The sequence below is a fragment of the Streptomyces sp. NPDC002125 genome (assembly GCF_053593715.1).
Window position 1 is genome coordinate 124,965 of the sequence record NZ_JBSFDD010000009.1, and the last position, 13,357, is coordinate 138,321.

At 67.8% G+C, this 13,357-nt stretch carries 15 protein-coding genes; 10 read left to right on the forward strand and 5 right to left on the reverse strand.

The window, feature by feature from the left end:
• Nucleotides 1-22: 22 nt before the first annotated feature.
• The 7 genes from ACWCQM_RS17840 to ACWCQM_RS17870 all read left to right on the forward strand — a co-directional run bounded on the left by ACWCQM_RS17840 (nucleotide 23) and on the right by ACWCQM_RS17870 (nucleotide 5,308).
• On the forward strand, nucleotides 23-907 hold the full coding sequence (locus tag ACWCQM_RS17840) for a glycosyltransferase family 2 protein (protein WP_450916190.1): 885 nt from the start codon (nucleotides 23-25) through the stop codon (nucleotides 905-907).
• A gap of 41 nt (nucleotides 908-948) precedes the next feature.
• Nucleotides 949-1,722: a PIG-L deacetylase family protein gene (locus tag ACWCQM_RS17845; RefSeq protein WP_450916191.1), complete on the forward strand. Its 774-nt coding sequence runs from the start codon at nucleotides 949-951 to the stop codon at nucleotides 1,720-1,722.
• A 45-nt stretch (nucleotides 1,723-1,767) separates the two neighbouring features.
• Nucleotides 1,768-2,871, forward strand: coding sequence for an NUDIX domain-containing protein (locus tag ACWCQM_RS17850; RefSeq protein WP_450916192.1), 1,104 nt, complete (start codon nucleotides 1,768-1,770; stop codon nucleotides 2,869-2,871).
• 31 nt (nucleotides 2,872-2,902) lie between these two features.
• Nucleotides 2,903-3,379, forward strand: coding sequence for a GFA family protein (locus ACWCQM_RS17855; protein WP_450916193.1), 477 nt, complete (start codon nucleotides 2,903-2,905; stop codon nucleotides 3,377-3,379).
• On the forward strand, nucleotides 3,376-3,528 hold the full coding sequence (locus ACWCQM_RS17860; RefSeq protein ID WP_450916194.1) for a hypothetical protein: 153 nt from the start codon (nucleotides 3,376-3,378) through the stop codon (nucleotides 3,526-3,528). The genes ACWCQM_RS17855 and ACWCQM_RS17860 overlap by 4 nt, the downstream gene beginning before the upstream one ends.
• 185 nt (nucleotides 3,529-3,713) lie before the next feature.
• Nucleotides 3,714-4,541, forward strand: coding sequence for a 5'-3' exonuclease H3TH domain-containing protein (locus ACWCQM_RS17865; protein ID WP_450916195.1), 828 nt, complete (start codon nucleotides 3,714-3,716; stop codon nucleotides 4,539-4,541).
• A complete protein-coding gene (locus ACWCQM_RS17870) occupies nucleotides 4,538-5,308 on the forward strand; it encodes an SGNH/GDSL hydrolase family protein (RefSeq protein WP_450916196.1) in 771 nt (256 codons plus the stop codon). The genes ACWCQM_RS17865 and ACWCQM_RS17870 overlap by 4 nt, the downstream gene beginning before the upstream one ends.
• Nucleotides 5,309-5,388: 80 nt before the next feature.
• Here ACWCQM_RS17870 and ACWCQM_RS17875 read toward each other — a convergent pair whose 3' ends face one another.
• From ACWCQM_RS17875 to ACWCQM_RS17890, 4 genes are read right to left on the reverse strand one after another with little or no spacing between them, the layout of a single operon-like run.
• Nucleotides 5,389-6,984 (reverse strand): amidase, encoded by a 1,596-nt coding sequence (locus ACWCQM_RS17875; RefSeq protein WP_450916197.1) that lies wholly within the window; start codon nucleotides 6,982-6,984, stop codon nucleotides 5,389-5,391.
• Nucleotides 6,981-8,210: an MAB_1171c family putative transporter gene (locus ACWCQM_RS17880; RefSeq protein WP_332757160.1), complete on the reverse strand. Its 1,230-nt coding sequence runs from the start codon at nucleotides 8,208-8,210 to the stop codon at nucleotides 6,981-6,983. Before ACWCQM_RS17880 ends, ACWCQM_RS17875 begins: the two co-directional genes overlap by 4 nt.
• 5 nt (nucleotides 8,211-8,215) lie before the next feature.
• On the reverse strand, nucleotides 8,216-8,728 hold the full coding sequence (locus ACWCQM_RS17885) for a hypothetical protein (RefSeq protein WP_450916198.1): 513 nt from the start codon (nucleotides 8,726-8,728) through the stop codon (nucleotides 8,216-8,218).
• Nucleotides 8,729-8,768: 40 nt separating this feature from the next.
• Complete coding sequence (locus ACWCQM_RS17890) at nucleotides 8,769-9,254, reverse strand: XRE family transcriptional regulator (protein WP_396318516.1); 486 nt, start codon at nucleotides 9,252-9,254, stop codon at nucleotides 8,769-8,771.
• 466 nt (nucleotides 9,255-9,720) lie between these two features.
• Here ACWCQM_RS17890 and ACWCQM_RS17895 point away from each other — a divergent pair, with 466 nt between their 5' ends.
• Genes ACWCQM_RS17895 through ACWCQM_RS17905 form a run of 3 tightly spaced genes read left to right on the forward strand, consistent with a single transcriptional unit; the run spans nucleotide 9,721 to nucleotide 12,171 of the window.
• Nucleotides 9,721-10,425, forward strand: a complete 705-nt coding sequence (locus tag ACWCQM_RS17895) for a hypothetical protein (protein WP_411098933.1) — start codon at nucleotides 9,721-9,723, stop codon at nucleotides 10,423-10,425.
• Complete coding sequence (locus tag ACWCQM_RS17900) at nucleotides 10,418-11,701, forward strand: MAB_1171c family putative transporter (protein WP_411098934.1); 1,284 nt, start codon at nucleotides 10,418-10,420, stop codon at nucleotides 11,699-11,701. Before ACWCQM_RS17895 ends, ACWCQM_RS17900 begins: the two co-directional genes overlap by 8 nt.
• A gap of 23 nt (nucleotides 11,702-11,724) precedes the next feature.
• Nucleotides 11,725-12,171 (forward strand): NUDIX domain-containing protein, encoded by a 447-nt coding sequence (locus ACWCQM_RS17905; protein ID WP_396318513.1) that lies wholly within the window; start codon nucleotides 11,725-11,727, stop codon nucleotides 12,169-12,171.
• 12 nt (nucleotides 12,172-12,183) lie between these two features.
• Here the strand turns inward: ACWCQM_RS17905 and ACWCQM_RS17910 are convergent, their stop codons facing one another.
• Nucleotides 12,184-13,065, reverse strand: a complete 882-nt coding sequence (locus ACWCQM_RS17910) for a helix-turn-helix domain-containing protein (RefSeq protein ID WP_396318512.1) — start codon at nucleotides 13,063-13,065, stop codon at nucleotides 12,184-12,186.
• Between the last annotated feature and the right edge of the window lie 292 nt (nucleotides 13,066-13,357).

Sequence of the window (13,357 nt, forward strand, 5' to 3'; positions counted from 1 at the left end):
CCCCACCGGCCTGGAGGAACCCTTGCCCTACCCACGCGTCAACGTGGTCGTGCCCTCGATGAACGACCGCCCGGCCGAAGAGTCCGCTGCACAGGCGACGCTCCTCGCACAGCGCGGTGTCGACGTCAGGGTGGTCGTGGTCGGCAACGGCTGCCGCCCCGAAGTCGTACCGCCCGGCGCGCTCACAGTGTGCCTGCCAGCGAACGTCGGCATTCCCGGCGGCCGGAACGCCGGAGCCGAGGCGCTGCGCACGGCGGGAGACACCGCCGATTGGCTGTTCTTCCTCGACAACGACGCCAGCTTTCCCGCCGCCGACGTCCTCGCCCGGCTCGTCACCGAGGCAGAGCGGCATCCCGACGCGGCCTGGGTACAGCCACGGCTCACCGGCCCGGACGACGCGACGACGCCGCGCCGCTGGGTGCCCCGGCTGCGCGCCTCGGCCCCCGGACGCCCGGGGCGGGTCACCTCAATGACCGAGGGCGTCGTCCTGATCCGACGGGACGCCTTCGACGCGGCGGCCGGCTGGGAGAGCACGCTGTTCCTGTACCACGAGGGGTTCGACCTGGCCTGGCGGCTGTACGCCGCGGGCTGGAGCGGCTGGTACGCGGCCGACATCCACATGCACCACCCGCTCACCGACCCCGCCCGCCACGCGCTGTATCACCGGCTCGCCGCCCGCAACAGGATCTGGATCGCCTACCGCAACCTCCCCGCCCCGCTCCTCCCCGTCTATCTGAGCGTGTGGACCACGATCACCCTGGCCCGGGCCGTGCGCGGCGGCGGACTGGGCCAGACGCTGCGCGGCATGAGCGAAGGGTGGAGGACCCGGCGTATGCAGCGGCGGCGGCCGATGAGCTGGCGGACCGTCTACCGGCTCACGGCCGCCGGGCGGCCACCCATCATCTGACCTCTTTGTCCCGTCCGCCCCTACGAGGAGTTCTCTTCGCCATGAACCAGCTGTTGCCCTCGCTGATGGGGGTATTCGCCCATCCCGACGATGAGAGTCTGCTGGCTGGCGGTGTGCTCGCACAGCACCACGCCGCCGGCGCCCGCACCGCCGTCGTCACCGTCACCTGGGCGCCGACGAGCCACCGTGCCCCCGAACTCGCCGACGCTCTCACAGTTCTCGGGGCCGGCTCACCACGGCTGCTCGGCTACGCTGACGCCCGCAACCCCGCCTCCACGCCCGGCGGCGGCGTACGCCTTGTCGACGCGCCCCTCGATGAAGCCGTCGGCCTCCTGGTAGCGCACATCCGCGAGTTCCGGCCCGACATCGTGGTCGGCCACGACGCCCTGGGCCAACTCACGGGCCACCCGGACCACCGTCGCGCCCACCAGATCACCCTCCTCGCCGTCGGGGCCGCCGCCCTGCCGCACCTGTACCCCGACGCCGGGGAGCCCTGGCAGCCCGCCGCGCTGTACGCGGCCACGCACTCCGCATCTGGGATGGGCCGGCTCGGCCCCCTCCTTCAGAGCGTGGGCAAGACGCTCCTCGCGGTACCGGACACGTACGCGACCACGACCGTCGACGTCTCACCCTGGGCCGCGGTGAAGTGGGCCGCGATCTGCGCCCACCGCAGTGAGGCCGCCCGCCCGCGCCCCCTACCCGGCCTGCTCGCCCGCCTGCCCGAACCGGAACGCGACGAGATCATCAGCACCGAGCAGTTCACCCGGCTCTCCGCCGGTCCCGCGCCGGGCGACCCGCACCAGCTCGTCGCCTGACCGGCCCACCGCCCACAGAGTCCCGCCCGCCCGACCGGAGACGAGATGACCACCACACCCTCCCCTGACGCTCCGCCCGGCACGTCGATGACCGACGCGGAGTACGGAGCCTTACGCGCCTCAGCAGCCCTGTGGGCCGGAACGTCCGTGCTCATCACCGACGAGCGCGGCCGGGTCCTGATCCAGCGCGTCGACTACCGCACGACCTGCCTCCTGCCGGGCGGCGCCGTCGACGCGAACGAGGCCCCGGCCCAGGGGGCCGCGCGCGAACTGCGCGAGGAGCTCGGCGTCACCATGGCCGTCGACCGTGGGCTCGCCGTGGACTGGGTCAGCGCCGGCAGCCTCAACGCGCCCGCCGACATGCGCTTCCCTGGCGAGATCCTCCACGTCTACGACGGCGGCACGTGGAACGACGAGCAGATCGCCGCAGTCCAGCTGCCCGACCGCGAGATCACGTCCGTCGAGTTCGTCGAACCCGCCCGGCTCCCGGACCTGATGTCCCCCGGCGACGCCCGCCGGGCCCTGTCCGCCCTGCGCGCCCGCATCAACTCCGCCGGCCCCGCCCTGCTGGAGAACGGCCTCCCGATCGCCCCCACCGTCCTGGACCGGGCCGGCGCCCTTCGCACCGAACGCGCCCAACACCACCTCCCCTTCCACGCCGGCCCCGCACCGGAGCAACTTTCGGTGGTCCAGGCCTGGGGGTGGCTCCTTGGCCCCGACGGCCGAGCCTTGGTGCTGCTGGAACCGGACACCGGCGCGGCCTGCCTGCCCGGCGGCACCCCCGAACCCCCGGACCGCGGCAACCCGCTCGTCACCCTGCGCCGGGAGGTACGGGAGGAAGCCGCGGCCGAGTTCGGCGAACCGCTGTTCCTCGGCCACCTCTCCGACCCCGGCAAGCCGTACGCCCGCCTCCGCTACGCCGCACCCCTCACCCGTCTCGGCCCGCCACCCGTCGACCCGGCCACCGGCCGCACCCACATCCGGGTCCTGGCCACACCCGAGCAGACCCTGGAGCTCTTCGACTGGGGCCCCCCGGCGGCCGACCAGCTCGCCGCCGTCCACCAGGCCCGAGCACGGCTCGGAATCCCCCGCGCCGCGCGGCAACCCCTCACCGAACTGCCGGACGCGACCGCCCTCACCACCTCGTAGATCCCCGGCCCATCGCGAAGCGAGGACTCGCATGAGCAACACATCACCCGCCCTGGGCACGCCCGCTGTGGCCGCTCGGCCCCTGCCGGCCACACGAACCGCATCGGATGCTCCACCGCCGGTTCGAACGGGACACTGCCAGTGCGGCCAGATCTCCTACCAGGTCACCGGTGTGCCAGATGATCCGCATTTGTGTTCATGTATCCATGAGACGCGGATCTCCGGCGGGCCAGCGGTGCTGTGGGTTGGCTTCCCCCTGGACTCCCTGATCTGGACCGGGCCCGCGGGCGAACCGAAGTGGTATGCGACCTACCCGACCCTGCGACGAGGGTTCTGTCCCGACTGCGGAACACACCTCGTATCCGTGGCCGATGAGTCCAACATGGTCATGGTTACTGGCTTCAGCCTCACCGACCAGAGCGGCATCGAGCCCCTCGGGCACTCCTTCCGCGAGAACGCCGTGCCCTGGATGCAGATCACCCTCGCGTCCGGCTCAGAGGGCGGGTGAATCAGCCGCCGCCCGAGCGGTGGCCGAGCGAGGAGGACCACGACAGGCACGGCGAGTCGACACGGTTCGAGTGCTTCTGGATCCCGCCGGAGACCGCGCATGTGCTCCAGCCCGGGCAAGGCGCGCTGCTCGGGCTCCTGGACGTCTGACCCCACCTATTCGCCCCGACCTGTACAGGGATGCAGCCGATGCACAGCACCCCCGCCCGGCATGGCCCGATCGGCGACCTCACTTCTGACCTGGGGCTAGACTTCGTGGTCATCCGGCAACGGATGCCCGTACGCCGCGGTCACAGGCACCCCCAGCTACGTACCATCCGCCTGGAGGCCAAGTCGTGACCACACCACTGCTCCTTGTTGACGGTCACTATCTCCTCTACCGTGCCTGGCACGGGTTCGCCGCGCGCATCATGAGCCGCGACAGCGCGATCGACCGCACCGGCGTCTTCGGCTTCCTGGCGCTGCTGCGCAAGGCCCAAGCCCAACACGCCGATGGATTCGAGATCGTCCTGGTCTTCGACTCCGAGGACGGTTCCCAGGCCCGCGCCAGACATGACAGCGACTACAAGGCCCAGCGACCAGCCCCGGAGGCGGGCCTGGTCGAGTCTCTTGCCTTAGTCAAGAACGCTCTCGACCACAAGGGAGTCCAGTGGGTTGAGCAAGACGGCTGTGAGGCGGACGACGTCATCGCCACCCTGACCACGATCGCTCGCGCCGAAGGCCGCGCGGTCGACATCATGACCACCGACAAGGACTACATCCAGCTCTTGGTCGACCCTGGTGTGCGTCTGCTGAACACCGCCCTCGCTCAGGGCCGCCGTTACACGGCCGGTGAGCACATTCGTCCCCGTTACGGGGTCCTTGCCGAGCAGTGGCCCGACTTCCGCGCCCTGATGGGCGACCCCGCGGACAACATCAGCGGCGTCCGTGGCATCGGTGCTAAGACAGCAGCCCGGCTCCTGATTGACGGCCGCCGACTCGAAAGCATCCCGGTCGAAGAACTGCGCCCAGCCTGGGCAGCGCTGTGGCCGGAGGTCCTGCGGTGGCGCGAGATGATCAGGCTCGATAGCAAGGCCGTCGTCCCCAACGACATCCTCACGACCATCCCTTCCGCGCCCCTGGAACCCGCCGCGCATGTCTTGGAAGCGCTGAGCCTGTGGTGACCGGCTCCGACGGTCACCACAGGCTGGGGAAAGTTCGCCACGCCCTGACCGTCGGATTCTTCGGCACCTCGATCATGGAACACCTTGAGGCCGTCAACACGCAGATGACTGCCCAGGCGAACTTGCCCGAGATCGGCTCCAGGGTCACGGTCGAACGCTGGGCCCAGCGCGGCTGGGTGCACCGCTTGGCCCTGTCTCTGCGCGCCGCCTGGCCGCACATCGCTTTCGACGTCCGCAACCACGGGCAGGGCGGGGCCACCAGCCGCGACATTGCGGGCATCATCGAAGCCGACCGGTCCACAACCGGCTCCAACTACGATTTGGTGTTCCTCGGCTGTGGCATCAACGACGTCTGGCGCGGCTTCCAAGGCCGCATGGCCGAAGCGGTCGGCATCGCGGAGTACGCCCGGCACCTGACCGGCATGCTTGACCAGCTCAGCGGATACTCCCGCCGGATCGTCGTCGTCTCCGAGACCCCGTTCGGCCCGATCGAGGATCCGGCCACTGTCACAGCGATGAACGCGGAGCTGGGCCGCTACAACGAGGCCGCCCGCGCGGCGGCCGCCGCGCACGGCACGTTGTTCCTGGACGTGTGGACCCCGTTCACCACCGTCGCCCGGCTGATGGACGACCCGGCCGCCTTGTGGAGCGACGGAGTGCACTTGAGCGAACTCGGCGACACCGTCCTGCTCCAGCAAGCCGAGCAGCTCCTCGCCGAGCACGGCACCATCGAGGAGCTGCTGGACTGTCCGCTCCCAGGTGCGTGAGGCTGCACTGACGGCGTGCACCACATACCGAGCTGCTGGAAAGTGCCAGAGCACCTCAGCCGAGGGGCCCTGGCACGGCTCTACTGCTTTCGCAGTTCAGCAGGGCTCAGGGGCTTCGGCAGTAGCTGTGCCAAGTGTGCTGCCACAGCAATGACCGTGCGGTCGGCGAGGTACGGCCCGACAATCTGAATGCTCAGTGGCACCCCGTCGGTCGTCCGCCCGGCGGGGACGATCGCTGACGGGAGGCGTACCTGGCTGGTCAGGTTCAGCCAGGTCGTCTGGTCGTAGTAGCTGCGCTTCGCTCCGTCGACGGTGATGGACCGCTGCTGCACTGGGATGGACGTCTGGTCTTCGACAGCCGCTGTCGGTGTGGCCGGCGTGATCAGGATGTCGTGCTGGGTGAAGTACTGGGCCCAGCGCTGGCGCAGCTTCTCGCGGGCCTCATTGGCGATCAGCCAGTCGCGATGGCGCTGCGTGCGTGCCCGCAGGTAGAAGGCTCCGGGAGAGGTGTCGCCGGGGGCGAGCTTGTCCGCCTGGTCCACTTCGCCCTGGAACACGGTGTCCGGGGTGGTGGCGGTTGACGTGGCGTACATCAGGTTCGTGAAGGCCCGGTCGGACTCCGGCATGCTGACGGGCCGCGTGGTGACGTCGACCTGAGCCCCGGAGGAGCGTACGAGTCCCGTCACGGTGTTCATCAGGTCCCGGGTGGCCGCATCGACACGGCAGTGGTCGTCGTCGGCCCAGATGCCGACCCGGTAGTCCCGTAGCCGGGACAAGCGGGGGCCGGGCAGCTCTACCCGCCAGGCCGGGGCGTCTGCCGGTGCCGGCCCGGCGAGGACGTCCAGGAGGAGAGCGAGGTCGGCCGGTGTCCGCGCGAGCGGACCGAGCGTGGTCATGTCACTCGAAGTGAGCCAGCCGGGCAGCCGGGGAATGTGGCCGCGGGTGGAGATCAGCCCGTAGCTCGGGCGCAGGGTGTAGACACCGCAGTAGGCGGCGGGGAGCCGTAGCGACCCGGCGAGATCGCTGCCGACCTCAGCGCTCGTGAGGCCTGCGGCGACGGCGGCCGCCGGGCCGCCGGAGGAACCACCTGCGGTCCGGCCGGGAGCGTGCGGGTTCTTGGTGGTGCCGAAGAGGGCGTTGGAGGTCTGGATGTCCTGGCAGTACGCCGGGGTGTTGGTCTTCCCGATGATGATCGCGCCCGCTTCACGAAGCCGGGCGACGGCGTCCGCGTCCTGGTCGGGAACGTGGTCCTTCAGGTCGGGTGCGCCGCATGTGGTCCGCATGCCGGCGGTTTCGAGGGCGTCCTTCACCGTGAGGGGAAGGCCGTGCAAGGGTCCGAGCGGTTTGCCCGTACGCGCGATGTGCCGGTCGGCGCTGTCGGCTTCCTTCCTCGCGCGCTCGACATCCAGGGTGACGATCGCGTTGACCCCTGGGTTGGCCGCTTCGATGTGCTTCAGCTGCAGCTCCAGGAGCTGTCGGCTGGAGATCTTTCGGCTGGTGAGGGCCGCCACCTGCTCGTGGGCGGGGCGCAGGTGGGGAGCGGTGGTCATGGATGCGGCCCTTCGGTCGTCCTTGTCCTGGGTGCGGGGCGGAACTACGGCATGGGCAGCGCTGGGCATCGAGGCGCTTACGGCCACGGCTGCTGCGGTGCCGGCGAGGAAGGTACGTCTGATCACTGTTCGTCTCCCGCCCGGCTGGCGGAGCGTGCCGGGTGCTGTGCTGGTGAAGTTGATTCGGCAGGCGGAGTGAAGTGTGCGGCGATGCGCAGTTGGGCCTGCATGTCCTCTTGTGTCGTGGCAATCGAAAGTCGTGCGTCGGCGTACTCGGCCGGCTCGGTGTAGTCCTGGCCACGCGTGAGGCTGGAAATAGCCTGGCTGATTTGCTCGGCAGTCACCGCAGCCGCAAGTTCGGGATCCTGAAGTCCTTGCCCCCGAAGTCGGGTTTCGGCCTTGGCTCGAACTTGCGGGTCCAGGTAGGGCCGAAGTTCGATCATCCCGTCACGAATCTCAGTTACTCGTCGGTATAGAAGGAAGCTCACCGAACGGAACCGCACAAGCTCCTGCATCTGCGACGGAGCGGGCATTAGGGCGATCGTGGGTGCGGCAGCATGAAGTGCTCGCCAGAGGGGCTGAAGGCGCCACAAGGCGTATTGATCACGCGACCAGCCGCGAAGGCCCTCAATCCGCCCCATGAGGGTCGGAAGGAAGTATCCGATCAAGGTGAGCAGCGCACCTACATCTCCGCAGAACCAGGCGATGTCCTTGAATCGGGCGACACTGAAGCCGAACGAGTCGCCGAGGATTCCGCCGATCCTGATGGCGCAGTAGCCCATGATCACGACAGCGCCGGTCGTGATGGTCCGCAGCCCGCGGACGACCCAGACGTTGCCGGCCTGGCGTGCGTGTCGCCAGCAGACAACCCCAAGGTAGACCTCCGCGGTCGTGTACGCGGCCATGTAGAGCGCGAGGTAGGCCTTGTAAGCCGGATCGTGGACGTAGTAGGTGGCGAAGTCGGAGGTCCGCTGCACAGCCGGCGTCAGGAAGGCGAACAGAGTGAACAAGCCGACGATGACCCCGACACCGGCGGCGCCGAAGAGGCGGGTCCGACGACGTGCCTTCTGGGCCGGCAGGGCCCAGTGAGCCAGCACGCTGGTCTGGAACACCAGCACCAGGATCACGCAGCTTTGGGCGAGCGGAACCGCGATGTTGGTGATCCCCAAGGTGCTGTCGATGCGAATCCAGATTGGTGTTATGGATATCGCGAAGCTCAGAGCGGACGACAGATACACCAGGCTTAGAAGCACGAGAGATGATTCTCGCCTGTTCTGTTTCAGGTCCCGGAGCAGGAAAAGAAACCCCAAACTCGCGATCACCAAGCAGATGGGGTGAAGTATGTCCTTCACGGGCCTTACTTTCTTCCGCGCAGAAATGTGCGCGCTACGCGTCGGTCCACTTCCGATTCGCCGCGTTGGGAAATTACGCGACGCTGGGATGCGTGGATGTGGGCTTGGAGATATGAGCCGTCGAGTTCGGCTTCCATCTCGTCCTTTTCGTCGTACTGGGTCCGACCGAGCACCATCTGGATCAGTTCAGGGTCGAGATCCGGAAGAAGTCCCCCGACGGTCTCGCCGCCGATACTCACTCCACCCTTATGATTCCTCAGCATGTGAGCGAATTCATGGGCGATGATGTGATCCTGGTGAGCCAGCGTGGTTCGCGGATCGAAGAAGACAATGTGCCGACTCTTCGTGGCGACCCACATGCCGCATGGGGCGGACCAGTCCAATTCGGCGGGCTGCAGCTCGACTGCGCGACCTGTGCGCCGCTCGATCTCGGGTGCCAGGTCACGGATGCTGGGGGCAGGCGGGAGGCGGAGGCCGCGGACGAAGCCTTCGCTGGCCCGCCTTTGTTCCTGCATCAACTAATCCTCCCGGGCTGGTCATGGGTGCTGGTCAGACACACTAGAGAACCGGCTCGTCGGGCTCGTCAGGCAGCCCCTCGAGTTCCCGCACCCTGTCGATCATGGTCATCAGCGTGTCCATGCTCTTGGGTGAGAGGCCGACGGCGCGCAGGGCTACGCGTTCTACGCCGGAATGCTGGAGCTTTTGTAGACGCTTCAACTGTTCGCCGTATCGGCGTGCAAGATCATCATCGAAGAAGTACGCCGGCGGTACCTTGAAGAACTCCGCGATAGCCTCGTAGTGGCGTCGCGTCGGGTTGTCGCGCCGTCCGGTTCGCAACTGCCATAGATAGGTGCCGGATATCGTGGAGCCGCCCTGCTCTTTAAGGGCTGCGGCGACTTCGTCATTGGTGTAGGGGCCGCGGTTCTTCGGGTGTACGACTTCGAAGAGCTGGTTCAGCTTGTCGGCCAGTGAGAGACCTTCGTCACAGGCGTCATTTGCCTCAGTCGGCTCTTCCGGCTGGGGTCGCGGGTTCGCGGGGGGCATGCAGTCCTTCTCGGCGTCGGGGGCGATCCATCTCAGTTGACTATGCCACGGGCATACGCATACGTTCATACCGGCCTGATCAACTGAGATGGATCGAGGGGCTGGCGCCGTGAGGTCTTACGCCGCGAGCCGTGGCGCAGGGCTTTTCCGTGTGCCGCGTGTCGACGGGGATGAGCAGTTCGCGGTCAATCCTCCATCCTGCAGGGCGAGTTGCACTGCTGCCGCCAGTCGGAACAGATCCGAATTGGGCGTGCCAATGATCCGGCCGGGGGCGGTTGCTGTGCCGGTGGGAGACGGGGCTCATCGGCATGGCTGCCGCAGGTGTCCACCGCCGCGGACAAGGACGTGCCGGGATTGACCTGCGTCCTGCCGAGGACAGCACAGGAAGGGCTGTCCGACCTATCGGCGTCATCGTGACGCCGCAGGGTTCGAGACCCGTCTCGATGATCAAGGGGGAAGCAGCGGAATGTCGCGCAACGACGGCTCCAGCCAGTCGGCAGACATAGCCCAGGACACAGCACAGGCAGAGGCGGACAGCAAGGTCCGCCGACTGCGAGTTCCGCGCAGACCCGCTCGCCCTTCTGTCTTCTCCTCCTGGCGCACTGCTTGGCAGCGGCGGCGGACCCTGCGCCGCGACGTCTCCGAGATCGTCGACTCGATGCCCATCCCGGTTCCGTTTGACCTGGACCAGCTCATCTCAAACATCGAGGCGGCCAGAGGCCGGCGGATCATCCTCATGCCAGTCCCCGACCACCTCCTGGGCAGCAGCGGCGTGTGCGGCCTATGGCTCAAGCACCAGAACAAGGCGCTGGACGTGATCCTGCACGTGGACAGCACCTCGGCCTATCACCGGCAGCAGATCATCCTGCACGAGCTGGTCCATCTCTGGGCCGACGACGCAGACGGTGTGACCGAGGGCGAAATGGACGACCTCGTGGCGGGCCTTCCGTCAGCCCTCGTTGACCGGCTCATCGGACGGAACCAGGTCGCCGCCCGCCGCCGGTACGAGTCATACCGAGAAGTGCGCACAGAAGCCGCCGCCGCCCGGATCAACGAAGCAGCCTCCTTCGACACCTACATCGAAGACACGACCGCCCGACGCCTGGCGGCGGATTTCGCCTATCCCTGCGGCAACGCAACAAGCACCCTACGAGGGGATCACAATGTCTGACGCGCTCGCGTACGTCATCGCGGGCCTGCTGCTCGTGCAGGCCGTACTGAGAGCCAAGTCCGCACTACGGGGTCGCGTGCGCGAGAGGTCGCTCTGGGGCGCCTTCGCTGCCCTTGCCGCGTCCTGGCTCGCAAGGACCGAGCCGGGGCGCAACCTGCTCAACAGCTTCGGTGTGCCGGACCTCGCCTACCTCGTCAAGCACGTCCTGGCCATCCTGGGCATCTGCGTCCTCCTCAAGTACGTCACGGCCGTCTACCGCACTGCTGACGATGCCGCCAGAGTCCGCCGATCGGTGCGGATCTCCGCCCTTGTCCACCGCGTGGCCACGCGCGCGTCTCTCGTCACCGTGGGGGTCATGGCGGCCGTCTTCCTCATCGGCCTCGATGATCCCGACACCTCGACCGTCTTCTTCCTGGCCCGGCACGCCGGCGAGCCGGAACTCGCGGTGTACATGGGCCTCTTCTACCTCTACACCGCGGCGGCCGCGGCGGTCTGTGCGGTCCAGTGGGGCGGGGCGGTGTCACAGGCGCCGATGCGCTCGCTGAAGATCGGGCTGCGCATGATGTCCGTCTCCATGGTCCTGGCCGTGCTGTACGCCGTCCTGCGCATCGGCTACCTGATCCTGATCACGGTCCACCCGGTCTCCGACAGCTTCGCCATCAAGCAGGAAGCCGTGACCGACGCGATCCTGTACGCGACGTTCCTCCTCTACGGCCTGGGTGCGATTGCCCCGGCTTCGCATGCGGCCGGCGTCAGGTACCGGACGCTGCGCTCCCTTCGGGACCTTCACCCCCTGTGGCGTGACCTGGCGCTTACCGCGCCGCAGGTCGTACGGCACCGTCCGAGCCAGCTCCTGGGCAACACCAAGCTCAGCGCGCCGGTGAACAGGCTGCGCGACCTCTTCGGTCACGACGACTCCCCGACCCGGCGCCTTGGCCGCTATGTCACTGAGATCCGCGATGTGATCTACGAGCTTCGCCGGCATGCCCCGGAAGGCCTTGTCGACTGGGCCCGGCGGCAGGCCGAACTGGACGGAGCGCAGGGCAGCGACGCGGACATCACCGCCGAGGCCTACTGGATCCGGGGTGCCAAGATCGAACTGGCCGAGCGGGAGGCTGGCCTTCCGGCTCCGTTCCCCTTCGGCGCCGGAGACGACCTCGCGGAAGAGATCCCGCACCTCCGGGCCGTCGCTGCCGTCTACGGCCGCATCGGTCCAGTGAGTGCCAGCGAGAACCGCGGCGGACCGTCAACCCCCATCGCAGCGATGACGACCTGACGAAGCAGACGGAGCACAGAATCATGCGACCCAACCACCTGAGTGCCGGCGTGTCCGCCGGGGCGATCGTGACCGATCACGAAGGCCGCGTTCTCCTCGTGAAGCCGACGTACAAGCCGGGCTGGAACCTGCCCGGCGGTCACCTCGATGAGGGAGAGCGTCCTCGTGAAGCGTGCGCGCGTGAGCTGCGCGAGGAGGTCGGCCTCGACCTGGAGGTGGGGCGCCTTCTGGTGTCCGCTTTCATCTCGCCCCCTGGCAGGCCGGCGCACGCGTACTACCTCTTCGAATGCGGACAGCTGACCGCAGGCGAAGAGCAGTCCATCCGCCTGCAGGAGGGGGAACTGAGCGAGTACCGCTTCAGCGCCCCCGATGACATCCCCGAGTCGGACATCCCTCCGTTGGCGCGCAAGATGTGGGAGGCCGCGCTGATTGCCCGGGCGGAGGGTCGGCTGCTCTACGTTGAGGTGTAGTCGTTCGGCGCCTTAGAGGTCCTCAAGCCCGTCGAGCCCGTCGGGGCCGAGCAGCTTGGCCAGCTCGTCGTTGACGTAGTCCAGCAGTTCGGCGGACACGCCGCCGTTCTCGCCACCGCGGGCCGCCATGACCTTGAGGCCGTTCTTCGCGGTGCGGATGCTGGCGACGATCCGGGCGACCTCTTCATCGTCGCTGCGAAAGAACATGGGGGGGACGTCGAGAGCCGTGGCCATCGCGTCGAGGACCTCGTCCGAGGCAGCCGTCTCGGCGCCGGTGCGCAGCGCGAAGACCAGCTCGGTGTTCAGTACCTGACGCGAAGACTTCGCATTGCCACGTGCGGCCAGCTCCTTGTCGGTGGGGGGCTGGTCGTACGTCTCGTTGAGGATGTATGCGATCTTCTCGGCGATGGTGCGCGGTCGGGCCGGCGCGGCCGTGGGGATGAAGGCGCCAGAGACGTCCGGGACGTACTTGCCGAAAGACCGGTCCTGGGCAGCCCGCAGCTCCTCGGCGCTCACCTTGTAGGCAGCGGCGAGCTTTCCGACGTACTCGTCGTCCAGGGGACGAACGCCGCGCTCGGCGTTGCTGACCGGGATGTGACTGCGTGTGCCGATGAGTTCGCCAGTGCGGTACTGCGGGATGCCGGCGTCGCACCGCAGGTCGGCCAGGTCCGGCAGGCCGTCACGGGGGAACAGATCGTCCAGAGGCCGCCCTAGGACCGCGGCGATCCCGGGCAGCTTCTCCGGATCGGGCGTGGACTTGTTGCCCTCCCAGTTCGCAACCGCCGTGCCGGAGACCTCTACTCCTTTGGCGGCCCCGACCTGCTTCTGTGTGAGCTCCTTGTCGCGACGGAGCTTACGTACGAGGGAACCGTCGAAGTGGCGGGGGGTAGGCATCCGGAGACGCTCCTGAACGTGGTGTGTAGGGGGACGCGACAACTTCAGTTTAGCTATCCATTTGATAGCCAAACGTGGCTCGTCTATATTTCCCTATCGGGGGGCTGATCCAACTGCTCCTCCACCAGCTGTCCGCTCCGTGAGGAGCCGTGACCGAGCCTGCCTGCAGGAACCAGTCAAAAGCCTGGTCTCGGCATGTTCCCAACCAGCGTTGGAGCCTGAGATGAGTGTGTCACCTGCGTGCCGTCCCCGCCTAGACGGCTCCACAACTTCTGCCAGTTTCGCTATCCCG

Bases quoted from the DNA above. Each gene is read 5' to 3' on its own strand.
- ACWCQM_RS17845 (WP_450916191.1), top strand. From the start codon at position 949: ATGAACCAGCTGTTGCCCTCGCTGATGGGGGTATTCGCCCATCCCGAC.
- ACWCQM_RS17850 (WP_450916192.1), top strand. From the start codon at position 1,768: ATGACCACCACACCCTCCCCTGACGCTCCGCCCGGCACGTCGATGACC.
- ACWCQM_RS17855 (WP_450916193.1), top strand. From the start codon at position 2,903: ATGAGCAACACATCACCCGCCCTGGGCACGCCCGCTGTGGCCGCTCGG.
- ACWCQM_RS17890 (WP_396318516.1), bottom strand. From the start codon at position 9,254: ATGCCCCCCGCGAACCCGCGACCCCAGCCGGAAGAGCCGACTGAGGCA.
- ACWCQM_RS17895 (WP_411098933.1), top strand. From the start codon at position 9,721: ATGTCGCGCAACGACGGCTCCAGCCAGTCGGCAGACATAGCCCAGGAC.
- ACWCQM_RS17900 (WP_411098934.1), top strand. From the start codon at position 10,418: ATGTCTGACGCGCTCGCGTACGTCATCGCGGGCCTGCTGCTCGTGCAG.
- ACWCQM_RS17905 (WP_396318513.1), top strand. From the start codon at position 11,725: ATGCGACCCAACCACCTGAGTGCCGGCGTGTCCGCCGGGGCGATCGTG.
- ACWCQM_RS17910 (WP_396318512.1), bottom strand. From the start codon at position 13,065: ATGCCTACCCCCCGCCACTTCGACGGTTCCCTCGTACGTAAGCTCCGT.